A 22,766-nucleotide genomic window follows, 5' to 3' on the forward strand; every position below is an offset into this window, starting at 1 on the left:
AGAGGTCTTCCGCGGCGAGGACGTTCACGGCGTGGCCTCCCGGTCGTCGTTTTCCCCCGCGGCGAGCGGAGGTGCGCCGGTCCCGCCGGCGCCTGCGGAGGGGTCGGCCGCGAGGCGGACCAGGTCGCCGTGGCGGGCTCCGAGGTCCTTGTGGACGCCCTCGCCCGTGGAGTTGAGCGGGAGCCAGATCACTCGGTCCGGCATCTCCGTGACGGCCAGCGGATAGCGGGCGTCGCCCGCGGGCCCCGTCACCGTGACGGACGCGCCGTCCGTGAGCCCCGTCTCGGCGGCCGTCGCGGCGGACACCCGCGCGGGCGCGGCGTGCCGTGTGCCCGCCAGCGCCTCGTCGCCCTCCTGCAGCAACCCCTGGTCCAGCAGCATCCGGTGGCCCGCCAGGACCGCCTCGCCCACCGCGGGCTGCGGCAGCGGCTGGGCCGTCCCCATCGGGGCCGGGGCCGCGACGGAGTCCGCGTGGCCCAGCCGGTCGAACTCGACCCGTACGGCCCGCACATCGGGCAGCGCGAAATGCACGTCCATGGCGTCGGCGAGCATGTGCAGCACCCGCCCGTCGGCCGGGACGGCGCGCCGTGTCATCTGGTCCGGCTTCAGCGCGGCCTCGAACGGCCGGACCCTGCCCTCCCAGTTGAGGAACGTGCCCGCCTTCTCGGCCACGGCGGCGACCGGGAGGACCACGTCGGCCCGCTCCGTCACCTCGCCGGGCCGCAGCTCCAGGCTGACCACGAAGCCGGCCGTGTCCAGCGCCTCCGCGGCGCGTGCCGGGTCCGGCAGATCGCGCAGCTCGACGCCGGCGACGACCAGCGCGGCCAGTTCACCGGCGGCCGCGGCCTCCACGATCTGACCGGTGTCCCGCCCGTACCTGCCGGGGAGTTCGGCGACCCGCCACACCGCGGCGACCTCGTCCCGGGCCCGCGGGTCGGTGACCGGGCGGCCGCCGGGCAGCAGCCCCGGGAGGGCGCCCGCCTCGACCGCGCCGCGCTCCCCCGCCCGCCGCGGGATCCACACCAGCCGGGCGCCGGTCGCGGTCGCCGTCCGTACGGCCGCGGTCAGCCCACCCGGTACGGCGGCCAGCCGCTCGCCGACGACGATCACCGAGCCGTCCGAGCGGAGCGCTTCGGCGGCCCGCTCGCCCTCCGCGTCGAGTCCGACGCGGCCCGCGAGGGCGTCGAGCCACTCGGTCTCGGTGCCGGGCGCGGCCGGCAGCAGCGTGCCACCCGCCTTGTGCAGACCGCGAGTTGCGTGCGTGGCCAGCGAGAACGTCTGCTGGCCGTGATTGCGCATCGCCTTGCGGAGCCGCAGGAAGACGCCGGGCGCCTCCTCCTCCGCCTCGAACCCGACGAGCAGGACGGCCGGCGCCGCTTCGAGCGCGCCGTACGTGAGCCCGTCCCCGTCCAGGTCCCGGCCGTGCCCCGCGACCTGCGAGGCGAGGAAGTCGGCCTCCTCGCCGGAGTGCACCCGGGCGCGGAAGTCGATGTCGTTCGTACCGAGCGCGACCCGCGCGAACTTCGCGTATGCGTAGGCGTCCTCGACGGTGAGCCGGCCTCCGGTGAGGACGCCGGCCCGGCCCCGCGCGGCCGCCAGTCCCGCGGCCGCCTTCTCCAGCGCCGCGGGCCAGGAGGCGACGACGAGTTCACCCTCGTCGTTCCGCACGAGCGGGTGCGTCAGCCGGTCGGGGCGCTGCGCGTAGCGGAACCCGAAGCGGCCCTTGTCGCACATCCACTCCTCGTTGACCTCGGGGTCGTCGGCGGCGAGCCGCCGCATGACCTTGCCGCGCCGGTGGTCCGTACGGGTCGCGCAGCCGCCCGCGCAGTGCTCGCACACGCTCGGCGAGGAGGTGAGGTCGAACGGCCGGGAGCGGAACCGGTACGCGGCCGAAGTCAGCGCGCCCACCGGGCAGATCTGGATGGTGTTGCCGGAGAAGTACGACTCGAAGGGGGTGTCCTCGCCGGTGCCGACCTGCTGAAGGGCGCCGCGCTCCAGCAGCTCGATCATGGGGTCGCCGGCGATCTGGTTCGAGAAGCGGGTGCAGCGCGCGCACAGCACGCAGCGCTCCCGGTCCAGCAGCACCTGGGGGCTGATCGCCACCGGCTTCTCGAAGGTGCGTTTCTTCCCCTCGAAGCGGGAGTCGGCGCTGCCCGCACTCATCGCCTGGTTCTGGAGCGGGCATTCACCGCCCTTGTCGCAGACCGGGCAGTCCAGCGGGTGGTTGATGAGCAGCAGCTCCATCACCCCGCGCTGCGCCTTCTCGGCGACGTCCGAGGTCAGCTGGGTGCGGACCACCATGCCGTCGGTGCACTGGATGGTGCAGGACGCCATCGGCTTGCGCTGCCCCTCGACCTCCACGATGCACTGCCGGCAGGCGCCCGCCGGGTCCAGCAGTGGATGGTCGCAGAAGCGCGGGATCTCGATGCCGAGCTGTTCGGCGGCGCGGATCACCAACGTGCCCTTCGGCACGGAGATTTCGGCCCCGTCGATGGTGAGCGACACCAGGTCTTCGGGCGGCGGCCCCGCGGCCCCTCCCCCGGAGGGGGACGACGTGGTGACAGTCATGCGGACACCTCCGTGTGCGGGTGGCTGCTGTCGGACCAGGCGGTGGAGCGCGCCGGGTCGAAGGGACAGCCGCCCTCGGTGACGTGCTGCTCGTATTCCTCGCGGAAGTACTTCAGCGACGAGAAGATCGGCGAGGCCGCGCCGTCGCCGAGCGCGCAGAAGGACTTGCCGTTGATGTTGTCGGCGATGTCGGCGATCTTCTCCAGGTCGGCCCGCTCCGCCTTGCCCGCGTCGATGTCGCGCAGCAACTGCACGAGCCAGTACGTGCCTTCACGGCACGGCGTGCACTTGCCGCAGGACTCGTGCGCGTAGAACTCGGTCCAGCGCGTCACCGCGCGCACCACGCACGTGGTCTCGTCGAAGCACTGCAGCGCCTTGGTGCCGAGCATCGACCCGGCCTCCCCGACGCCCTCGTAGTCCAGCGGTACGTCGAGGTGCTGGTCGGTCAGCAGCGGGGTCGAGGAGCCGCCCGGCGTCCAGAACTTGAGCCGGTGCCCGGGCCGCATGCCGCCGCTCATCTCCAGCAGCTGGCGCAGGGTGATGCCGAGCGGCGCCTCGTACTGCCCCGGACCCGCCACGTGCCCGCTGAGCGAATACAGCGTGAAGCCCGGGGACTTCTCGCTGCCCATCGAGCGGAACCACTCCTTGCCCTTGCGGATCAGGGCGGGAACCGAGGCGATGGACTCGACGTTGTTCACGACGGTGGGGCACGCGTACAGACCGGCGACCGCCGGGAAGGGGGGCCGCAGCCTCGGCTGGCCGCGGCGCCCTTCGAGGGAGTCCAGCAGCGCCGTCTCCTCACCGCAGATGTAGGCGCCGGCGCCCGCGTGCACGGTGAGTTCGAGATCCTTGCCCGGGCCGAGCGCGTCCTTGCCCAGATACCCGGCCTCGTACGCCTCGCGCACCGCCTCGTGCAGCCGGCGCAGCACGGGGACGACCTCGCCGCGCAGATAGATGAAGGCGTGCGAGGAGCGGATCGCGTGGCAGGCGATCACGATGCCCTCGATGAGGGAGTGCGGGTTGGCGTAGAGAAGGGGAATGTCCTTGCAGGTGCCGGGCTCCGACTCGTCGGCGTTGACGACGAGATAGTGCGGCTTGCCGTCGCCCTGCGGGATGAACTGCCACTTCATGCCGGTCGGGAAGCCGGCGCCGCCGCGGCCGCGCAGCCCCGCGTCCTTCACGTACGCGATGAGGTCGTCGGGCTGCATCTCCAGGGCCTTGCCGAGCCCTTGATAGCCCTCGTGCCGGCGGTAGGTCGCCAGCGTCCACGGCTCCGGCTCGTCCCAGAATGCGGAGAGCACGGGGGACAGCAGCTTCTCCGGACTGGTCTCGTCGACCTCTGCGGCCACGGTCATCACTCCCCCTCCTCGGCGTCGCGGGGCGCGTCACGCGGCGGTACGACGTGGTCGCCGTTTCGCGTGCCGCTGCCGGACGGCGGCTCCCCGCCCCTGGCCAGCCGCAGCCCGGCGAGCGACGGGGCGCCCGCGGCCCCCGTGGCCTCGACGGCGCCGGGCCGCTGGTCGGGGAAGCCGGCCAGGATCCGGGCTGTCTCCTTGAATGTGCACAGCGGGGCGCCGCGGGTCGGCCGCACCTCGCGGCCGGCGCGCAGGTCGTCCACCAACTGCCGTGCGGATCCCGGCGTCTGGTTGTCGAAGAACTCCCAGTTGACCATCACGACGGGGGCGAAATCGCAGGCCGCGTTGCACTCGATGTGTTCGAGGGTGACCTTGCCGTCGTCGGTGGTCTCGTCGTTCCCGACGCCCAGGTGCTCCTTCAGGTCGTCGAAGATGGCGTCGCCGCCCATCACCGCGCAGAGCGTGTTGGTGCAGACGCCCACCTGATAGTCCCCGGACGGCTTGCGCCGGTACATGGAGTAGAAGGTGGCGACCGCGTTCACCTCGGCGGTGGTCAGCTCCAGCTGCTCCGCGCAGAACCGCTGTCCGGTGCGGGTCACATGCCCCTCCTCGGACTGCACGAGGTGCAGCAGCGGAAGCAGCGCCGAACGGCTGTCGGGATAGCGGCCGATGATCTCCTTCGCGTCCGTCTCCAGCCGCGCTCGAACATCGTCCGGGTAGTCGGACGCGGGCATCTGCGGGATGCCCAGAGAGGTGGGGGGCGTCCCCCCGGAGGGCGCTGTGGTCATCGGTCGACTCCTCCCATCACGGGGTCGATGGACGCGACGGCGACGATGACGTCGGCGACCTGGCCGCCTTCGCACATCGCCGCCATGGCTTCGAGGTTGGTGAAGGAGGGGTCGCGGAAGTGCACCCGGTAGGGACGGGTGCCGCCGTCGCTGACCGCGTGCACGCCGAGTTCGCCCTTGGGGGACTCGACGGCGGCGTACGTCTGCCCGGGCGGCACCCGGAAGCCCTCGGTCACCAGCTTGAAGTGGTGGATCAGGGCTTCCATCGAGGTGCCCATGATGTTCTTGATGTGGTCCAGGGAGTTGCCGAGACCGTCCGGGCCGAGCGCGAGCTGCGCGGGCCAGGCGATCTTCTTGTCGCCGACCATGACCGGGCCCGGCTCCAGCTTGTCGATGCACTGCTCGATGATCCGGAGCGACTGGCGCATCTCCTCCAGGCGGAGCAGGAAGCGGCCGTACGAGTCGCAGGTGTCGACCGTCGGGACCTCGAAGTCGTAGTTCTCGTAACCGCAGTAGGGCTGTGCCTTGCGCAGGTCGTGCGGGAGACCCGCGGAGCGCAGGATGGGCCCGGTGGCGCCGAGAGCCATGCAGCCGGACAGGTCGAGATGGCCGATGTCCTGGAGCCGGGCCTTGAAGACCGGGCTGCCGCTGCAGAGCTTGTCGTACTCGGTGAGGTTCTTCTTCATCTTCTTCAGGAATTCGCGGAGCGCGTCCACGGTCCCCGGGGGGAGGTCCTGGGCGAGGCCGCCGGGGCGGATGAAGGCGTGGTTCATCCGCAGCCCGGTGATCAACTCGTAGAGGTCCAGGACGTGTTCGCGGTCCCGGAACCCGAAGATCATCACCGTGGTCGCGCCCAGCTCCATGCCGCCGGTGGCGATGGCCACCAGATGCGAGGAGAGCCGGTTGAGCTCCATCAGCAGCACGCGGATGACGTTCGCCCGGTCCGGGATGTCGTCCTCGATGCCGAGCAGCTTCTCCACGGCCATGCAGTACGCCGTCTCGTTGAAGAACGGCGTCAGATAGTCCATGCGCGTGACGAAGGTGGTGCCCTGCGTCCAGGTCCGGTACTCGAGGTTCTTCTCGATGCCGGTGTGCAGATAGCCGATGCCGCAGCGGGCCTCGGTCACCGTCTCGCCGTCGATCTCCAGGATCAGCCGCAGCACCCCGTGTGTGGAGGGGTGTTGGGGACCCATGTTGACGATGATGCGCTCGTCGTCGCTGGAGGAGATGGCCTGCGCGATCTCGTCCCAGTCGCCGCCGGTGACGTCGTAGACGGTGCCCTCGGTGGTCTCGCGGATGCCCGCGGGGGCATGGGTGGAGGGAGTGCTCATCAGTTGTACGACCTCCGCTGGTCCGGAGCCGGGATCTGGGCGCCCTTGTACTCGACGGGGATACCGCCCAGTGGGTAGTCCTTGCGCTGCGGATGGCCCTGCCAGTCGTCCGGCATCATGATCCGTGTGAGCGCCGGATGACCGTCGAAGATCAGACCGAAGAAGTCGTACGTCTCGCGCTCGTGCCAGTCGTTGGTCGGGTAGACGTCGACGACGGACGGGATGTGCGGGTCGCTGTCCGGCGCGGTCACCTCGATGCGGATCATCCGGTTGTGGGTGAGCGACCGCAGGTGGTTCACCGCGTGCAGCTCGCGGCCCTTGTCCTCGGGGAAGTGCACCCCGGCCACGCCGGTGCACAGTTCGAAGCGGAGCGCCGGGTCGTCGCGCAGGATCCGCATGGCCGGCAGCAGATGCTCGCGGGCGATGTGGAACGTGAGCTCGTCGCGGTCCACCACGGTCTTCTCGATGACGTTCTCGGGGACCAGGTCCTGTTCCTCCAGGGCCCCTTCGAACTCGTCGGCCACCTCGTCGAACCAGCCGCCGTACGGGCGGTGGCTTCCGCCGGGCAGCCGCACGGTCCGTACGAGGCCGCCGTACCCGGAGGTGTCGCCGCCGTTGCGGGTGCCGAACATCCCGCGGCGTACGCCGATCACTTCGCCCGGGTCGTCGCCCCGCGGAGCCGGGACCCCATGACCGTCGGGGGCTCCATTGCCGTTCGCGTGCTCGTCGCTCACCTCAGCAGCCCCTTCATCTCGATCGTGGGGAGCGCCTTCAGTGCCGCTTCCTCCGCCTCGCGGGCCGCCTGCTCCTGGTTGACGCCGAGCTTGGAGTCCTGGATGTGGGAGTGCAGCTTGAGGATGGCGTCCAGCAGCATCTCGGGACGCGGCGGGCAGCCGGGCAGATAGATGTCGACCGGCACGATGTGGTCGACGCCCTGCACGATCGCGTAGTTGTTGAACATGCCGCCGGAGGAGGCGCAGACGCCCATGGAGATGACCCACTTGGGGTTGGGCATCTGGTCGTAGACCTGGCGCAGCACCGGGGCCATCTTCTGGCTGACCCGGCCGGCCACGATCATCAGGTCGGCCTGCCGGGGCGAACCGCGGAAGACCTCCATGCCGAACCGCGCGAGGTCGTACCTGCCGGCCCCCGTCGTCATCATCTCGATGGCACAGCAGGCGAGTCCGAAGGTCGCCGGGAACATCGACGACTTGCGCACCCACCCGGCTGCCTGCTCGACGGTGCTCAGCAGGAAGCCGCTCGGCAGTTTCTCTTCAAGTCCCATTGCTCTGTGCCCCTAATCCCATTCCAGGCCGCCGCGCCGCCAGTCGTAGGCGTACGCGACGCCGATGAGGGCGACGAAGACCAGCATTTCGAGGAGGCCGAACATCCCGAGGGAGTCGAAGTGCACGGCCCACGGGTAGAGAAAGACGATCTCGATGTCGAAGACGATGAACAGCATCGCGGTGAGGTAGTACTTCACCGGGAAGCGTCCGCCCCCGGCCGGCTGGGGAGTGGGCTCGATGCCGCACTCGTAGGCCTCGAGCTTGGCCCGGTTGTAGCGCTTCGGGCCGACCAGCGAGGCCATCACCACGGAGAAGATCGCGAAGGCCGCCCCGATCGCTCCCAGCACAAGGATTGGTGTGTAGGCGTTCACCGATCCCCGCTCCTTCCAGTCGGACTGGCCGTCGTGGGCCCGTCGACGCTGACTGCCGTTGACTGCTCCGGGCCGGTGGCCCGTCTCCCACAGAAGATCGCTTCTATGTGAGGCAGTTCACAAGCCCTCGCGGGAGGCATCTTATGCCTGAGGGTCTGTGATCTGCGACACGGGGGTCGCCAACGCCTTTGTGATCTCCACCACCTGACGGTGGATCACCCGCTTTCAGCATGCCCGATCGTCACACCGGCGGCTGTCGGATGATCACCGGCGGTCACGCGAAAGCCCTGAGCAGGCCACTTGAAGGCGTGGCGCTATATCAAGGCGCCGAATCGGATGGCAAATTCGCACTGGACAACGTCAACTGATAGATGCACGCCCCTCTTGAGGGTGAGACGTGTACGGGTCTTGGCCGCCGCGAAGGTCGTGAACGCCGGCACAAGCCGGCGAGCGCGGGAGGCACCCGGCCGGGGTACTCGGACACACATGTCCGAGCGCACTCCGGGTAGGCGGCGAGTGCGCGACGGGGTGCCCGGCGGAGTACGAGGGACCGGCCGGCCGGGACGGGGAAGAGAGCATGAACCGGGGTTGAAGTGACTCCCGGTATGTTCCGTTGGATCGTCAACGTCCGATTCATACCGTCAGTTGGGGCCGACGGGACGGACATGCCGTGACCTATGCCACGGGGTCTCAGTGACAGGTGCTGCCATGTTTGCCAGCGGGTTACGCCCGTGGTAAGCGTTCAGGCGGAATCGGGCAAAAGGGAGAACACCATGGTCACAGCCCCGTAGTTGGGCATTGAGGGGGCGTCAGACGGCATTCTGAGAAGATCATTAAGACGCCAACTCGCCGTGTACGCGACGACTGTGGCGCATCGCACCTTTGTTGAGCACCCCCGGACGCTCCTGCTACCCATGCACCCATGTCCCCGAAAGCTCAGATACCCAGCCACCGGAAGCCCCGGTCCCGCAAGGCGAGCATGGCCCTGCGCGCCGGCGTGACCGGCGGCGTGATGGGCACCGTCGCGCTGACCACCGCCGCCAGCTCTTGGGCTGCCGACGCTGACCAGCAGGCCCACACCGTCGAGATGCCCGCCCTGTCCGGCGACATCGCCAAGGGCACCACGCAGGCCGCCGACTCCATGGAGGCCACGGCGCAGCAGTACGAGCTGCAGGACGCCCAGGAGAAGGCGGTCGCCAAGGCCCAGCAGGAGGCCAAGGAGACCAAGGAGAAGGCAGAGGCCAAGGCCCGCGCCGAGGCCAAGCGCAAGGCAGAGGCAGCGGAGGCCAAGAAGGAGGCGGCGCAGGAGCGCGCCTCCCGCAGCTCCGACCGCGGCCCGCTGGCCGGCGTGAGCAAGGCCGTGGAGAACGTCGGCAGCGGCAACTCCTCCGGCCTCGTCAGCTTCCTCAAGGCCCAGGTCGGCAAGGCATACGTGTCCGGCGCCACCGGCCCCTCCGCATACGACTGTTCGGGTCTGACGCAGGCCGCGTACAAGCAGGTCGGTGTCGACCTGCCGCGCGTCTCGCAGGACCAGTCCACGTCGGGCACGGACGTCAGCATGGACAACCTCCAGACCGGCGACCTGCTGTACTGGGGCGGCAAGGGCAGCGCGTACCACGTGGGTGTCTACATCGGTGACGGCAAGTTCATCGGTGCCCAGAACTCCTCCACCGGCGTGGTCGAGCAGGACCTGGACTACGACCCCCCGTCCGGCGCGGTCCGCGTCCTCTGAGCGGCACACACACGCGAAAGGCCCCACCGCCTCGGGCGGTGGGGCCTTTTGGTGTGAGCCCCCTGCGGGGCGCGACGTGCTCGTCAGGCTCGGGGGGAGACCTTCGCGAGGCCGTTGATGACGCGGTCCATGGCGTCGCCGCCCGTGGGGTCCGTAAGGTTCGCCATCAGCTTCAGCGTGAACCGCATCAACGCCGGGTGCGACATGCCCCGTTCGGTCGCCAGCTTCATGACCTTCGGGTAGCTGATCATCTTCACGAAGGCGCGGCCCAGGTTGTAGTGGCCGCCGTACAGCTCCTTGAGCGCCTTCGGGTACGCCTGGAGCGCCAGCTCCCGCTGGGAGGCCGTGGAGCGCGCCTTGGCCTGGACGATGCTCTCCGCGGCCATCGCGCCGGCCTCCATGGCCTGCGCGATGCCCTCGCCGTTGAACGGGCTGACCATGCCGCCCGCGTCGCCGACGAGCAGCAGGCCGCGCGTGTAGTGCGGCTGCCGGTTGAAGGCCATCGGCAGCGCCGCGCCGCGGATCGGCCCGGTCATGTTCTCCGGGGTGTAGCCCCACTCCTCGGGCATCGACGCGCACCAGGCCTTGAGGACCTCGCGCCAGTCCATGTCCTTGAAGGAGGACGAGGTGTTGAGCACGCCCAGCCCGACATTGGACGTACCGTCACCCATCGGGAAAATCCAGCCGTAACCGGGCAGCAGCCGGTCCTGCGCGCCGCGCCGGTCCCACAGCTCCAGCCAGGACTCCAGATAGTCGTCGTCGTGCCGGGGCGAGTGGAAGTACGTACGCACCGCGACGCCCATCGGGCGGTCCTCGCGGCGGTGCAGGCCCATCTTCAGGGAGAGCCGGGTGGAGTTGCCGTCCGCGGCGACGACCAGCGGGGCGTGGAAGCTGACGGGCCGTTTGTCCTCGCCGAGCTTCGCCTGGACGCCGGTGATGCGGCCGGTGCGGTCGTCGACGATGGGCTCGCCGACGTTGCACCGCTCGTACATCCGCGCGCCGGCCTTCTCGGCCTGCCGGGCCAGCTGCTCGTCGAAGTCGGCGCGCGTCCGGGAGAGTCCGTAGTTCGGGAAGCTGGCCAGCTCGGGCCAGTCCAGCTCCAGCCGGTGCCCGCCGCCGATGATGCGCAGCCCCTTGTTGCGCAGCCAGCCCGCCTCTTCGGACACGTCGATGCCCATGTTGATGAGCTGCTTGGTGGCGCGCGGCGTCAGCCCGTCACCGCACACCTTGTCGCGCGGGAACGCGGACTTCTCCAGCAGCAGGACGTCGAGGCCGCCACGGGCCAGGTGGTACGCGGCCGCGGACCCGGCCGGGCCGGCCCCCACGACGATGACATCGGCGGTCTCGGAGGTGACGGTTTCTCCGGCACTCCCGGCGGTCTCGACGGACTCGGACACGAGGGCTCCCGCGGGCTGGGGGATGGACAGATGCAGTGTAGAAGGGCGTTGGGGCCCTACGGCCTCAGGGCCGGACGCCCCGGTGCAGGGCGACGATGCCGCCGGTCAGGTTCCGCCAGGCCACCTTGGACCAGCCGGCGCCCTGGAGCTTGCGCGCCAGCGCGGACTGGTCGGGCCAGTCGCGGATGGACTCGGCGAGGTAGACGTACGCGTCGGGGCTGCTGGAGACGGTCCTGGCCACCGGGGGCAGCGCCCGCATCAGGTACTCCGTGTACACGGTGCGGAACGGCGCCCAAGTGGGGTGGCTGAACTCGCAGATGACGACACGTCCGCCGGAGGGGCGCACCACGCGCAGCATCTCCTTCAGCGCCGCGTCGGTGTCCTGCACGTTCCGCAGCCCGAAGGAGATGGTGACGGCGTCGAACACGCCGTCCCGGAACGGCAGCCGCATGGCGTCGCCCGCGGTGAAGGGCATCCACGGATGCTTCTTCTTGCCCTCCTGGAGCATCCCCTGGCTGAAGTCGCACGGCACGGTGTAGGCGCCGGCGTCCGCGAAGGGCATCGAGGAGGTGCCGGTCCCCGCGGCGAGGTCGAGCACCCGCTCCCCGGGCCGCGCGTCGACGGCCTGCGCCACCGCGCGCCGCCACAGCCGTGTCTGTCCGAAGGACAGCACATCGTTGGTCAGGTCGTACCGGGCCGCCACGTCGTCGAACATCGCGGCGACTTCTTGCGGCTGCTTGTCCAGAGATGCACGGGTCACCCGGCCCATTGTGCCGGGTGCGGGACGGCGGGTCCGTGGCAGGTCCGCCGGACTCACCGGCGGCGGTACGCAAGGCCCCGGCGACGGGCCCGCGGGCGATGCGCGGACCGGTTCACCGGCGGCGGTGCAGCAGACGGCCGCCGAGGACCGTGGCGAGGCAGACACCGTCCACGGCGAGGGCGGCTCCGTCCTCGGCGGGACCGGCCTCGTCGTCGGCGAGCCCGGCTTCTTCGGCGACGACGGCGAAGTCCGCGGGCGCCGACGGTTCGAGCGTGTGGGCGCGGGCCGTGGGGAGATGGTGCAGCGGGGAGCGCTGCACCGCCGTACGCACCGACGGCCGGTGCAGCTCGCCGGAGAGCGACGTGGTGCCGGAGGCCAGCAGCCGCTGCAGCCCGCGGCGGGCGCTGGCGCCCCAGCGGGTGTCGGTCATCTCCAGCGCCGCCACCGCGTCACCGGTCAGCGGCTCGGTGCCGAGCTCGCCGGCCTCCCGCGGGTCGGGCCAGTACGTGTGCTCCAACAGGGCCGCGCCGTCCGGCTCGTGGCGCCCCGGCACAATCGTCCCGGACCACTCGCGGACCCGCGCGCCCTCGCCGAACTCCTCGTACAGCTCCGCGTACGGGCCGACCGCGGCGATGCGGTCCGCCGACACGACGAGGGCGTACCCGCGGTTCACCGGGCAGCCGGGCGCGTCGGAGACCCGTACGCCCGTGCCCCGGTGGATCGTCAGCATGCCGGTGGAAATGCCCTCTCGGTGCCCTGCCGGGCGGTCAGTTGGCCTCGACGAGGTTCAGCTCGGGACGAGCCGTACCGCCCTCGATCGCGGTGGACGAGAAGTGTGAGATGACCTTGTCGTCGACCGGGTCGTTCGCCGGGTCGTCGTGCACCACCAGGTGCTCGTACGTGGTGGCGCGCTGCGCGGGGACGCGGTCCGCCTTGCGGATCAGGTCGAGCAGCTCCAGTCGGTTGGAGCGGTGCTTGGCGCCGGCCGAGGAGACCACGTTCTCCTCCAGCATCACGGAGCCCAGGTCGTCCGCGCCGTAGTGCAGCGACAGCTGGCCGACCTCCTTGCCGGTGGTGAGCCAGGAGCCCTGGATGTGCGCGACGTTGTCCATGAAGAGGCGCGCGATGGCGATCATCCGCAGGTACTCGAAGATCGTGGCCTGCGTCTGGCCCTTCAGCTTGTTGTTCTCCGGCTGGTAGGTGTACGGGATGAAGGCGCGGAAGCCGCCCGTACGGTCCTGCACATCGCGGATCATGCGGAGGTGCTCGATGCGCTCGGCGTTGGTCTCGCCGGTGCCCATCAGCATGGTGGAGGTGGACTCGACGCCCATGGTGTGCGCCGTCTCCATGATCTCCAGCCAGCGCTCGCCGGACTCCTTCAGCGGGGCGATGGCCGTGCGGGCCCGCTCCGGCAGGAGTTCCGCGCCTGCGCCGGCGAAGGAGTCGAGGCCCGCGGCGTGGATCCGGCGGATCGCCTCCTCGGGCGTCACGCCCGAAATGCGCGCCATGTGCTCGACTTCGGAGGCGCCGAGCGAGTGGATGACCAGCTCGGGGAACCGCTTCTTGATCGCGGCGAAGTGCTCCTCGTAGTACTCCACGCCGAAGTCCGGGTGGTGCCCGCCCTGGAACATCACCTGCGTGCCGCCCAGCTGCACGGTCTCCTCGCAGCGGTGCAGGATCTCGTCCAGGCTGCGGGTCCACACCTTGTCGCTCTTCGGCGCCGCGTAGAAGGCGCAGAACTTGCACGCCGTCACACAGGAGTTGGTGTAGTTGATGTTCCGCTCGATGATGTACGTCGCGATGTGCTCCGTACCGGCGTAGCGGCGGCGGCGGGCGGTGTCCGCGGCGGCGCCGAGCGCGTGGAGGGGAGCGGAGCGGTAGAGGTCCAGCGCCTCCTCGGGGCTGAGGCGGCCGCCCGCGGCGGCGCGGTCGAGTGCGGACTGCAGGTCGGCGTTCGCGGGCACCGGCGTCCCTCCCGGGGTGGCTGACGGACTTCGTACGGTCCGCCCCAGCGTACGCCCTGCCTCCCGGGGGGTCGGGCTGTGGGCAGCTGGTCCGCCCTTGGGGGCGGAACGGGTGGGCACAGCGGACGCCGGCCGCCGGCGCTCCGTAACCCCGCGCTCTGCGTACGCGTCGGTCACGTACGGGGTGCGAACCCTGCGCGGGTGCGGTCCGGTGTGCCCGCCCGTCCCGCCCTCTGGGCGGACCGCCGCCCACACCTCGGCGGGACGCCGACCCACGCCTCAGTCGACTCTGCGAAGCGTGCCCGTCGCGTTGCCGCCCCCGGGGTCGTGGGAGCGGAAGCGCAGCGTCTCGCTGTTGCGCAGGGTGAATTCGTCCGCCGCCGCGCTGTCCGTGCACAGCACCGACTTCTGCGTCAGCTTCCCCTTCAGCATCAGCGTCTTCTCGCTCGCGTCGGCCAGCGTCCAGCGTCCCGGGCACTGCTGCCCGAGGAGGGAGACCGTGCTGGTGGCGACCCGTTCGCCGGTGTCCCCTCCCTTGATGGTGATCCGCATCGTGCCGACGGGCTGGTCCGAGTCGGAGGTGAGGTCGCCCTGCCAGGTGCCGAGGAAGCCGTCCGGCACCGCGCCGGACCCGCCGCCCGCCGGGGGCGGTGACGCGCTCGCCGACGGGGAGGAGTCCCCCGTCGGGGGCTTCGCGGCGTCGCCGCCTCCGCCGCCCGTACCGGGGAGGAGCTCCAGGAAGTACGCGCCGAGCGTCACGGCGACCAGCGTGCACGCCACCGACACCGCCAGCGTGCAGCTCACCCCCCGCTTCTCGCGCCGCACTTGGGACTTCACGGAGATTCCCGCCCCGCCCGCGGGCCCGTCCGGTGCGTCCGGCGCGGGCGGCGGCGTGGCCGGGACCGGCGGCCGGGCTCCGGTGACCGTCGGGGGCGGGGGCGGTCCGAACGCACCGTCCGGCGCCGTACCGGCGGGCCCCTCGGACGCCTGCGTGAACGGCACGGGGCCGGAGCCGGTGTCCGGCGCGGGACCCGCCTCGTCCTCCGGCTCCAGGTTCAGCAGCTCGACGGCCTTCCTGCTGACCTGCTCCACGAGCAGCCCGGGCAGCCATCCGGCCTGGACGAGACCGGCCGCACCGTGCCCGACCGCGGGCCCCGCGAGCCGGCGGGCGAGCTCCTCGGGGGCGGGCCGGGCCGCCGCGTCCTTGGCCAGGCAGGCGGCGACGAGCTCGCGCAACTCCCCGTCGAGCCCGCCCAGTTCCGGCTCCTCGTGCACGACCTTGTAGAGCAGCGCGGCCGAACTGTCGCCGGGGAACGGCGCCTCGCCCGTCGCCGCGTACGCCAGCACCGCGCCCAGCGAGAACACGTCCGACGCGGCGCCCGCGCCGTTACCCAGCACCTGCTCGGGCGACATGTAGCCCGGGGACCCGACGGAGACGCCGGTGGAGGTCAGCGAGGCCGTGCCGTCGGTCGCGCGGGCGATGCCGAAGTCGATGAGGCGCGGACCGTCCAGCGTGAGCAGCACGTTGGACGGTTTGACGTCCCGGTGCACCAGGCCCAGACCGTGCACGTGGCGGAGCGCCTCGGCGAGACCGGCGCCGAGCGCCCGTACGGAGTGCTCGGGCAGCGCGCCGTGTTCACCGACGGCCTGCTGGAGGGAGGGGCCCGCCACATAGCCGGTGGCGACCCAGGGGACGGTCGCCTCGGGGCCCGCGTCCAGCACCGGGGCCGTCCACGAACCGCCCACCTGGCGGGCCGAGTCGACCTCTCTGCGGAAGCGTTCGCGGAACTGCTCGTCCGCGGCGAAGTGCGGATGGACTGCCTTGACGGCGACGGTACGGCCGCCGGTGCTGCGGCCCAGATAGACGCGGCCCATGCCGCCCGCGCCGAGCCGGCCCAGCAGCCGGTACGCACCGATGGTCCGCGGATCGCCGGCTTCCAGCGGCTGCATGTGTCCCCCCACGCTTCCGTGCCGGGGCGTTCCCCGGGCGAACCAGCTTATGCCGCGCGGCGGATGAGCCGCGCCGGCTGTGGGCACGCGGTCCGCCCAAGGGGCGGAACGGGTGGGCACAGCGGACCGGCGCCCGCCAGCACTCCGTAACCCCGCGCCCGGCTTACGCGTCCCGTTGTACGGGGTGCGCCTGCGTAGGGGTGCGGGGTGCGTTCCCTGCGCGGGTGCGGTGCCGGTGTGCCCACCCGTTCCGCCCCGCGGAACGACTGCCCACACCTCGGCGTCAGGGGCGGAGGAGTTCGACTCGTACGTTCGGGGGGAAGCCCGTCGTGTCGCCGACGCGGCGGGCGAACTCCGTCACGCCCTCCAGCTGCCGCTCCCCGAAGCGGAAGTCGAGGGTGGTGAAGTACCGCTCCAGGACGGCCGGTTCGAAGACCTCGTAGCGGGCGGCGTGCTCGGCGACCTTGGCCACCTCCTGCAGCGACAGGTCGCGGGAGGAGAGGAAGGCGCGGTGCACCTCCCGTACGGTCTCCGGCTCGCGCTCCAGGAAGTCGCGGCGGGCGGCCCAGACGGCCATGACGAAGGGGAGGCCCGTCCACTCCTTCCACAGCTCACCGAGGTCGTAGACGTACAGGTCCTGGTCCGGCACGTCCCGCAGATAGGCCCGCAGTCCCAGGTCGCCGATGACGACGGCGGCGTCCGCCTCGCGCATCATCGTGGGCAGGTCGGGCGGGCAGCGGTAGTACTCGGGGTGGACCCCGTACCGGTCGGACAGCAGCAGCTCGGCCAGCCGCACCGACGTGCGCGAAGTGGAACCGAGCGCGACCCGGGAACCGTCGTGCAGTTCCTCCAGCGGCACCCGGCTGACGATCTCGCACGACATCACGGGACCGTCGCAGCCGACGGCGATATCCGGCAGCGCGACGAGGTCGTCCGAGTTCTTCAAGAATTCAACAAGTGTGATCGGCCCGATATCGAGATCGCCGTTCACCAATTGTTCGCTCAGTTTTTCGGGGGTGTCCCGGGTCAGCTCCAGATCGAGGAGCGTGCCCGTGTGGACGAGGCCCCAATAGAGCGGGAGGCAGTTGAGGAACTGGATGTGCCCGACGCGGGGGCGGGATCTCGGTTGCACAGTCACGGTCGCGAGCGTACGCCTGGGGCCGATACGTCCCGATGCGTGGGTCCCTGCCGGGCCCGTCCGCCCTTCCGCACAGGAGATCTTGGACTCTTCCACCCCACCGGATCCCCGTGCTAGGCTCCCGAGCAAGTTGCAGTTTGGTTTCCCTTGCAGTACAGAGCCTGCGGAGCATGTGACCGCGGGCTCTCGTCGTTTTCAGAGACTTCTTAGCGGGGATCTGGGAGCAGGGCGACCCTTATAGGCCCAGGGAGGGCTTATGGCTACCGGAACCGTCAAGTGGTTCAACGCCGAGAAGGGCTTTGGTTTCATCGCTCAGGACGGCGGCGGTCCCGATGTCTTCGTCCACTACTCCGCGATCAACGCGTCTGGCTTCCGCTCCCTTGAGGAGAACCAGATCGTGACCTTCGACGTGACGCAGGGTCCGAAGGGCCCGCAGGCGGAGAACGTCACCGCGACGTGACCGAATAGCAGTACCCAAGGAGCCCCCCGCCGTTGGCGGGGGGCTCCTGCCTTTTCAGGGGCATCTTGCAGAGCCGGGGGCTCTCGGCAGCGGGTCTCTCAGCAGCCGCGCTCGTACGAGCCGATCGCGGCCACCTTCTCCGCGGACGACGACCGCTCGTCGAAGTGCTGGTCCAGCCATTCGTCGAGGAGAGTCCTGGCCAGTTCCAGACCGATCACGCGCTGGCCGAAGCAGAGCACCTGGGCGTTGTTGCTCAGTACGGAACGCTGGACCGAGTAGCTGTCGTGCGCGGTGACGGCGCGGATGCCGGGCACCTTGTTGGCGCTGATGGCGACGCCGAGGCCGGTGCCGCAGATCAGCAGCGCGCGGTCCGCCTCCCCTTCGGCGACCCGGCGGGCGGCTTCGACCGCCACGTGCGGGTACGCCGTGTGCTCGTCGCTGCCGACGCCGACGTCGGTGACCTCGGAGACCCGGCCGTCCCCCTTCAGGTCCTGCTTCAGCGCCTCCTTGTAGTCGAGGCCCGCGTCGTCGGAGCCGACGACTATGCGGAAGGTGTCGGTGGCCATGTGCGGGTACCTCCAGGGTCGTTCAGGCGGAGTCGTGTACGCGGGCGGTGTCGTTCACGAGAGTCGGGCGACGGCGCCGAGCACCGCGGCGAGGGAGACGGCGCCGGGGTCGGGGGTGCCGATGCTGCGTTCGGCGAGCGGACGGGCGCGGCCCAGCCGGGGACGGAGTCCGGCGGTGGCCTCGGCCGCGTCCTGCGCCTCCCGCGCCGCGGCGGTGAGCGCGGCGGCGGGCGCGGTGCCGGCGCCGAGCTCCCGGGTGAAGGCGGTGACGAACGGCTGGAGCGCGTCGACCAGCGTCTTGTCGCCCGCCTCGGCCTTGCCGAGACCGGTCACGGCGTCCAGCGCGCCCTGTGCGGCGGCGGCCAGTTCCTTCGGCTCCGGCGCGCGGTCGGCGGGCAGTCCCGCGCCGAGGGCGCGCAGCCCTGCGCCCCACAGGGCGCCGGAGGTGCCGCCGGCTTCGGCGGCCCAGGCGTCGCCTGCGGCGCCCAACAGGGGGGCGGGGGCGGCGTTTTCGGCTTGTGCTTTTTGGGCTGCGGTTACTGCGGCGTCGACGCCCTTGCACATTCCGCGGCCGTGGTCGCCGTCTCCTGCGATGGCGTCGAGCCGTCCTAGGGCCTCTTCTTGCTCGTGGAGCAGTGCCTTTGCGGCGGTCAGGGCGTTGAGCGCGTACGCGGAGGTTTGCGTTGCGGCGCCTTCTGCGGTTGCGGCTTGCGCCTGGCCTGTGCGGGTGGGGGACTTGGCCTCGCGGGTGCGGTCCGGTGTGCCCACCCGTTCCGCCCCTTGGGCGGACCAGCTGCCCACACCGCCTCGGCGGAACGATGGGGTGTCTGCTGGGGCTAGCCAGAGGTGTTCCAGGTGGTTGTCCAGCCAGGTGAGGGTGAGGGAGCAGCCGGCCATGTCGAGGCTGGTGACGAGTTCGCCCACCTCGGGGCGGACGAGTTCGAGGCCCGCCTCGGTGAGCAGCCGGGAGATGGTGCCCCAGAGGACGTACAGCTCCTCGTACTTGGTGGCGCCCAGTCCGTTGAGGATCACGGCGACGCGGTTGCCGGCGTCGGCCGGGCGTTCCTCCAGCAGCCCGTCGACGAGCGTCCGCGCCAGCTCCTCGGCGCTGCCCAACGCGCTCTCGCTGACGCCGGGTTCGCCGTGGATGCCGAGGCCGAGGCCGAGCTTGCCCTCGGGCACGGTGAACAGCGGCTCGTCCTGGCCCGGCAGGGTGCAGCCCGCGAAGGCCACGCCCAGGGTGCGGGTGCGGTCGTTGGTGTGCCGGGCGATCCGTACGACCTCGTCCAGCGAGGCGCCCTCCTCGGCCGCGGCGGACGCGGTCTTGAAGACCGTGAAGTCGCCCGCGATGCCCCGCCGTTTCGTCTCGTCGCCCGCCGGGGCGCTGGCGATGTCGTCGGTGACGGCGAAGCACTGCGCCGGTATGCCCTCGGCCGTCAACTGCTGTGCGGCGAGGCCGAAGTTCATGACGTCGCCCGCGTAGTTGCCGAAGAGGAAGAGGACGCCGCCGCCGGTCTCGGCCGCCTCGGCGACCGAGCGGGCCTGCGCCGCGGACGGCGAGGTGAAGATGTTGCCGATGACGGAGCCGTCGGCGAAGCCGGGGCCGACCACGCCGCAGAAGGCCGGATAGTGGCCGGAGCCGCCGCCGGTCAGCACGGCCACCTTGCCCTCGGGGCCCGGCTCGGCCCGTACGACGCCGCCGTGCACCGCGCGTACGTGTTCCGCGTGCGCGGCGGCGAAGCCGGTCACCATGTCCTCGGTGAAGGACGCGGGATCGTTGAACAGCCGTGTCACCTTGCTCCTCCTTGCGGTGTGGCTCCGCCGGGGGTCCGGGGGTCGTCCCCCGGCGTGGCGCAGGATGTCGTGCTCCATCCCTCGCGGGCGGTGGTGAGGGTGCGCAGATAGGTCTCGTAGCCCTGCGCGTAGTAGTCGATGGCGTCCTGGTCGGCGGTGACGACGCGGCGGCCCGCGCGCCATTCCTCCGGGTCGACGGGGGCGCCGAGCGCGTCCCAGGCGACGCGCGCCGCGCCGCGGATGCCCACCGCGTCGTCGCACACGTGCAGTTCGCGGCCGAGGACGCCGGCGAAGATCCGGGCCCACTCGCCGGACCGGGCGCCGCCGCCGGACGCGGTGATGGTGCCGTTCACGCCGAGGGTCTCCATGCAGTGCCGCGCGGAGTACGCCACGGACTCGCACAACGCCCGTACGAGGTCCGCCCGTCCGGTCGTCGGCAACAGACCGTCGAGCCGGCCGCGTGCCCGCGCGTCCACGAAGGGCGCGCGCTCCCCGCTGGCGGAGAGGAACGGCAGCGCGGTCACCCCGGCGGCGCCGTGCGGCGACTGGGCGAGCAGCGAGTCCAGTTCGGGGATGCCGACGCCGAGGAGGTTGAGCAGCCAGTCCAGTCCGGCCGTGCCGATCATCGCCGGCATGACCCGCAGATAGCGGCCCTCGTACGGGGTGGCGAGCAGCATTCCCGCGGGCTCGTCGCTGACCGTCGGGGTGGGGTCGTCGGTGAGGACCTGGCTGGCCAGGGTCGTCCCGATGATGAGGTTGCCCTCGCCGACGTTTTCCAGCCCTGCGCCGAATCCGCAGGCCGGAATGTCGAAAGGCCCTGCGGAGACCGGCAGTCCGGCGGGCAGCCCCAGTTCGGCGGCGGCCTTCGGCAGCAGCCGGTGCAGGGCGCCGGGCGCCGCGGGCTCGGCGAGCAGCCGCCGGTACGGGGTGAGGCCGCACAGTTCCAGCGCCTGCTCGTCGTACGTACGGGAGCCGACGTTCAGGAACGGCTGGGACGCGTCGGAGGCGTCGACCGTGATCTCGCCGGTGAAGCGCTGCACGATCGCGTCGACGCAGTAGCCGGCGACGGCCGCCGCCTCCAGCCGCTCCGGCTCGTGCGCGGCGAGGTACGCGAGCAGCGGACCGGCCGCGCCGGGGAACATGCCGGCACCCGTACGGCGGTGGACGCCGGCCGCCACACCGTTCCCGGTCCAGCCGTCCAGCACCTCGGCCGCGCGCCCGTCCATCCAGGACAGGGCGCGGCCGACGGGCCGGCCCTCGGCGTCCCGCAGCCACAGGCCGTCGCCCTGCCCGGTGAGGGCGAGGGCCTCGATCTCCTCGTCCGCGCCCAGGAGATGAGCGTCCGCGACCGCCGACCGCACCACGGTGACGACCGTGCCGACGACCTCGTCCAGGTCCTGCTCGACGCGCCCGCCGGGCAGGGTGTAGACGGTGCTGCGGGCTTCGTGCGCGGGTGTGGTGCGGCCGTCGCGGCCGATCAGCTGGGCCTTGGTGACCGACGTCCCGACGTCCACCCCGACGATCATGACCGGGAACCTCCGGCCAGGGCCTCGGGGTTGGCCAGGTGCTGGAGGGGCTCACCGTTCAGGAAGCGGACGGCCTCGGCGGCGCTGATGGCGGCCGCGCGCTCGGCGGTCTGCCGGGTGGCGCCGCCCAGGTGCGGGGTGGTGATGACGTTGGGCGCGCTGTGCAACGGCCAGTCGGCGGGCGGCGGTTCCACGTCGTACACGTCCAGGGCCAGTGCGCCGAGCTGTCCGGACTCCAGCAGCGCGGGCAGCGGGGCGTAGTCGAGGAGGCCGCCGCGCGCGGAGTTGACGAGGACGGCGCCGTGCGGGACGAGCTTGAGGTTCTCCGCGTTCAGCATGTGCGTGGTCTCGGGGGTGACCCGCGCGTGCAGGCTGATGACCTGGCTGCGGCGCAACAGGTCGTCCAGCTCGGTGAGTTCGACGCCGTCGGCCGCCGCCTTCTCCCGGTCGGTGTACGGGTCGTGCACCAGCACCCGGGCGCCGAAGGCGTTCAGCACCTTCGCGACGCGGGCGCCGATCGCGCCGTAGCCGACGAGACCGACGGTCGCGTCCTCCAGCTCCAGCCCGGCGTTCTCGTACGCGTAGAAGTCGCCGCGCCAGGTGCCCCTCTTGAGGTCGGCGTCGGCGATGCTGATCCGGCGCAGCGCGGCCAGCATCAGCCCGAGCGCGAACTCGGCGGCCGCGGCGGCGTTCCTGCCGGGCGTGAAGGAGACCGGGATGCCGTGCTCGGTGGCGGCCTCCAGGTCGACGTTGACGGGGCCGCCGCGGCACACGCCGATCATCTTCAGGTTCGGCGCGGCCTCGATGACCTTGCGGGTGAACGGCGCCATCTGGGTCAGCGCGATCTCGGCGTCGCCGAGTGCCTCGATGACCTGCTCCTCGGTGCCGCTGGCCTCCTTCACACCGCCGACGGGGCCGAACGGCTCGACGGGCCAGCGCGTGCGCATCTCACGGAAGGCGAATTCGGTGCCGGGTGCCGCCTCGTGGAGGGCGGCGGTGAACAGCTCGGGGGCGACGAAGTCGTCACCGGAAACCAGGACCGTGGTCGTCATGCCCGGTCACCCTCCTTCGCGGAGTCCATCAGACGGTCGATCAGAAAGCGCCGTACGGCGTCGTGTTCGGGTGCCGCGAAGGAGGCGCCCGCCAGGGCGTCCTCGGCCGGCGGGTACTGCGGGTTGGGGATGGCGGCAACCGTCATCCCAGCGGCGGCCGCGGCGCGCAGCCCGTTGCTGGAGTCCTCCACGGCGAGGCAGTCGGCCGCGGGGACGCCCAGCTTCTCGGCCGCGGCGAGATACACGTCCGGGCTGGGCTTGCCGCGCGGCACCTCGGCGCTGGAGACGGTCGCCTTGAAGTGGTGGTCGATGCCGTGGTGCACCAGCACCGCGTCGATCACGCGGCGGGGCGCGGAGGAGGCGAGGGCGATGGGGCCGCGGGCCGCGGTGTCCGCGACCATCTCGCGGGCGCCGTCCAGCAGGTCGATGCGGCCCTCCTCCAGGGCGCCGATCATGCCGTCCACGACGGACCGCTCGGTGTCCTCGGCCGAGTCGCCGCCGCCGGCGAACTCCGTGAGGTACGCGGCCCATTCGGGTGCGCTCATGCCCTGCACGCTCTTGGTCTGCTCGGGCCCCCACCGGGCGCCGCGCGCCGCGGCGAACGCCGACCACAGCTCCTCCCAGAGGTGCTCGCTCTCGACGAGCACTCCGTCCATGTCAAACACCACTGCATCGGCCACGATCGGCACTCCCAACTGAGCTTCGCCTCGCCCTGACGTCCCGCCCCC

General features: G+C 71.4%; 21 protein-coding genes. 3 read left to right on the plus strand and 18 right to left on the minus strand.

Annotated features, from left to right (window positions below):
• Nucleotides 1-24: 24 nt before the first annotated feature.
• Genes AC3AGO_RS15605 through AC3AGO_RS15635 form a run of 7 tightly spaced genes read right to left on the minus strand, consistent with a single transcriptional unit; the run spans nt 25 to nt 7,699 of the window.
• A complete protein-coding gene (locus AC3AGO_RS15605; protein WP_487820804.1) occupies nt 25-2,568 on the minus strand; it encodes an NADH-quinone oxidoreductase subunit G in 2,544 nt (847 codons plus the stop codon).
• Nucleotides 2,565-3,923: an NADH-quinone oxidoreductase subunit NuoF gene (gene nuoF, locus AC3AGO_RS15610; protein WP_487820805.1), complete on the minus strand. Its 1,359-nt coding sequence runs from the start codon at nt 3,921-3,923 to the stop codon at nt 2,565-2,567. Before nuoF ends, AC3AGO_RS15605 begins: the two co-directional genes overlap by 4 nt.
• The gene (gene nuoE, locus AC3AGO_RS15615; RefSeq protein ID WP_487820806.1) at nt 3,923-4,711 is read right to left on the minus strand and encodes an NADH-quinone oxidoreductase subunit NuoE; all 789 of its coding nucleotides are present in this window, start codon (nt 4,709-4,711) and stop codon (nt 3,923-3,925) included. The genes nuoF and nuoE overlap by 1 nt, the downstream gene beginning before the upstream one ends.
• Nucleotides 4,708-6,042: an NADH-quinone oxidoreductase subunit D gene (locus tag AC3AGO_RS15620; protein WP_487820807.1), complete on the minus strand. Its 1,335-nt coding sequence runs from the start codon at nt 6,040-6,042 to the stop codon at nt 4,708-4,710. The genes nuoE and AC3AGO_RS15620 overlap by 4 nt, the downstream gene beginning before the upstream one ends.
• Nucleotides 6,042-6,776, minus strand: a complete 735-nt coding sequence (locus AC3AGO_RS15625; RefSeq protein WP_487820808.1) for an NADH-quinone oxidoreductase subunit C — start codon at nt 6,774-6,776, stop codon at nt 6,042-6,044. The genes AC3AGO_RS15620 and AC3AGO_RS15625 overlap by 1 nt, the downstream gene beginning before the upstream one ends.
• On the minus strand, nt 6,773-7,327 hold the full coding sequence (locus AC3AGO_RS15630) for a NuoB/complex I 20 kDa subunit family protein (protein WP_487820809.1): 555 nt from the start codon (nt 7,325-7,327) through the stop codon (nt 6,773-6,775). Before AC3AGO_RS15630 ends, AC3AGO_RS15625 begins: the two co-directional genes overlap by 4 nt.
• 12 nt (nt 7,328-7,339) lie before the next feature.
• Nucleotides 7,340-7,699 (minus strand): NADH-quinone oxidoreductase subunit A, encoded by a 360-nt coding sequence (locus tag AC3AGO_RS15635; RefSeq protein WP_487820810.1) that lies wholly within the window; start codon nt 7,697-7,699, stop codon nt 7,340-7,342.
• Between the two features lie 230 nt (nt 7,700-7,929).
• Between AC3AGO_RS15635 and AC3AGO_RS15640 the strand changes: the two genes are divergently transcribed.
• Nucleotides 7,930-8,067, plus strand: coding sequence for a hypothetical protein (locus tag AC3AGO_RS15640; protein WP_487820811.1), 138 nt, complete (start codon nt 7,930-7,932; stop codon nt 8,065-8,067).
• A gap of 554 nt (nt 8,068-8,621) precedes the next feature.
• On the plus strand, nt 8,622-9,431 hold the full coding sequence (locus AC3AGO_RS15645) for a C40 family peptidase (protein ID WP_487820812.1): 810 nt from the start codon (nt 8,622-8,624) through the stop codon (nt 9,429-9,431).
• 83 nt (nt 9,432-9,514) lie between these two features.
• On the opposite strand, the gene AC3AGO_RS15650 is transcribed toward AC3AGO_RS15645, so the two are convergent.
• The 6 genes from AC3AGO_RS15650 to AC3AGO_RS15675 form a co-directional block, all read right to left on the minus strand.
• Nucleotides 9,515-10,828 carry a geranylgeranyl reductase family protein gene (locus AC3AGO_RS15650; RefSeq protein WP_487820813.1) on the minus strand — a complete coding sequence of 438 codons (1,314 nt, stop codon included), beginning with the start codon at nt 10,826-10,828 and terminating at the stop codon, nt 9,515-9,517.
• 64 nt (nt 10,829-10,892) lie between these two features.
• On the minus strand, nt 10,893-11,588 hold the full coding sequence (locus AC3AGO_RS15655; RefSeq protein WP_487820814.1) for a demethylmenaquinone methyltransferase: 696 nt from the start codon (nt 11,586-11,588) through the stop codon (nt 10,893-10,895).
• 112 nt (nt 11,589-11,700) lie between these two features.
• Nucleotides 11,701-12,318 (minus strand): hypothetical protein, encoded by a 618-nt coding sequence (locus tag AC3AGO_RS15660; protein ID WP_487820815.1) that lies wholly within the window; start codon nt 12,316-12,318, stop codon nt 11,701-11,703.
• A 37-nt stretch (nt 12,319-12,355) separates the two neighbouring features.
• Nucleotides 12,356-13,552, minus strand: coding sequence for a cyclic dehypoxanthinyl futalosine synthase (gene mqnC / locus AC3AGO_RS15665; RefSeq protein WP_487820816.1), 1,197 nt, complete (start codon nt 13,550-13,552; stop codon nt 12,356-12,358).
• Between the two features lie 279 nt (nt 13,553-13,831).
• The gene (locus AC3AGO_RS15670; RefSeq protein WP_487820817.1) at nt 13,832-15,502 is read right to left on the minus strand and encodes a serine/threonine-protein kinase; all 1,671 of its coding nucleotides are present in this window, start codon (nt 15,500-15,502) and stop codon (nt 13,832-13,834) included.
• 283 nt (nt 15,503-15,785) lie between these two features.
• Nucleotides 15,786-16,640, minus strand: coding sequence for a menaquinone biosynthetic enzyme MqnA/MqnD family protein (locus AC3AGO_RS15675; RefSeq protein ID WP_487820818.1), 855 nt, complete (start codon nt 16,638-16,640; stop codon nt 15,786-15,788).
• A 256-nt stretch (nt 16,641-16,896) separates the two neighbouring features.
• Here AC3AGO_RS15675 and AC3AGO_RS15680 point away from each other — a divergent pair, with 256 nt between their 5' ends.
• On the plus strand, nt 16,897-17,100 hold the full coding sequence (locus AC3AGO_RS15680) for a cold-shock protein (protein ID WP_487820819.1): 204 nt from the start codon (nt 16,897-16,899) through the stop codon (nt 17,098-17,100).
• 98 nt (nt 17,101-17,198) lie between these two features.
• On the opposite strand, the gene AC3AGO_RS15685 is transcribed toward AC3AGO_RS15680, so the two are convergent.
• The 5 genes from AC3AGO_RS15685 to AC3AGO_RS15705 are packed head-to-tail and all read right to left on the minus strand — an operon-like array spanning nt 17,199 to nt 22,718.
• On the minus strand, nt 17,199-17,666 hold the full coding sequence (locus tag AC3AGO_RS15685) for a ribose-5-phosphate isomerase (protein WP_487820820.1): 468 nt from the start codon (nt 17,664-17,666) through the stop codon (nt 17,199-17,201).
• 54 nt (nt 17,667-17,720) lie between these two features.
• The gene (locus AC3AGO_RS15690; protein WP_487820821.1) at nt 17,721-19,460 is read right to left on the minus strand and encodes a dihydroxyacetone kinase family protein; all 1,740 of its coding nucleotides are present in this window, start codon (nt 19,458-19,460) and stop codon (nt 17,721-17,723) included.
• Entirely contained in the window at nt 19,457-20,986 is a 1,530-nt protein-coding gene (locus AC3AGO_RS15695; RefSeq protein WP_487820822.1) for an FGGY family carbohydrate kinase, read from the minus strand. Before AC3AGO_RS15695 ends, AC3AGO_RS15690 begins: the two co-directional genes overlap by 4 nt.
• Nucleotides 20,983-22,038 carry a 2-hydroxyacid dehydrogenase gene (locus AC3AGO_RS15700; protein WP_487820823.1) on the minus strand — a complete coding sequence of 352 codons (1,056 nt, stop codon included), beginning with the start codon at nt 22,036-22,038 and terminating at the stop codon, nt 20,983-20,985. Before AC3AGO_RS15700 ends, AC3AGO_RS15695 begins: the two co-directional genes overlap by 4 nt.
• Complete coding sequence (locus AC3AGO_RS15705) at nt 22,035-22,718, minus strand: HAD family hydrolase (protein ID WP_487820824.1); 684 nt, start codon at nt 22,716-22,718, stop codon at nt 22,035-22,037. The genes AC3AGO_RS15700 and AC3AGO_RS15705 overlap by 4 nt, the downstream gene beginning before the upstream one ends.
• Nucleotides 22,719-22,766 lie beyond the last annotated feature (48 nt).

Source organism: Streptomyces sp. BL1 (assembly GCF_057628045.1).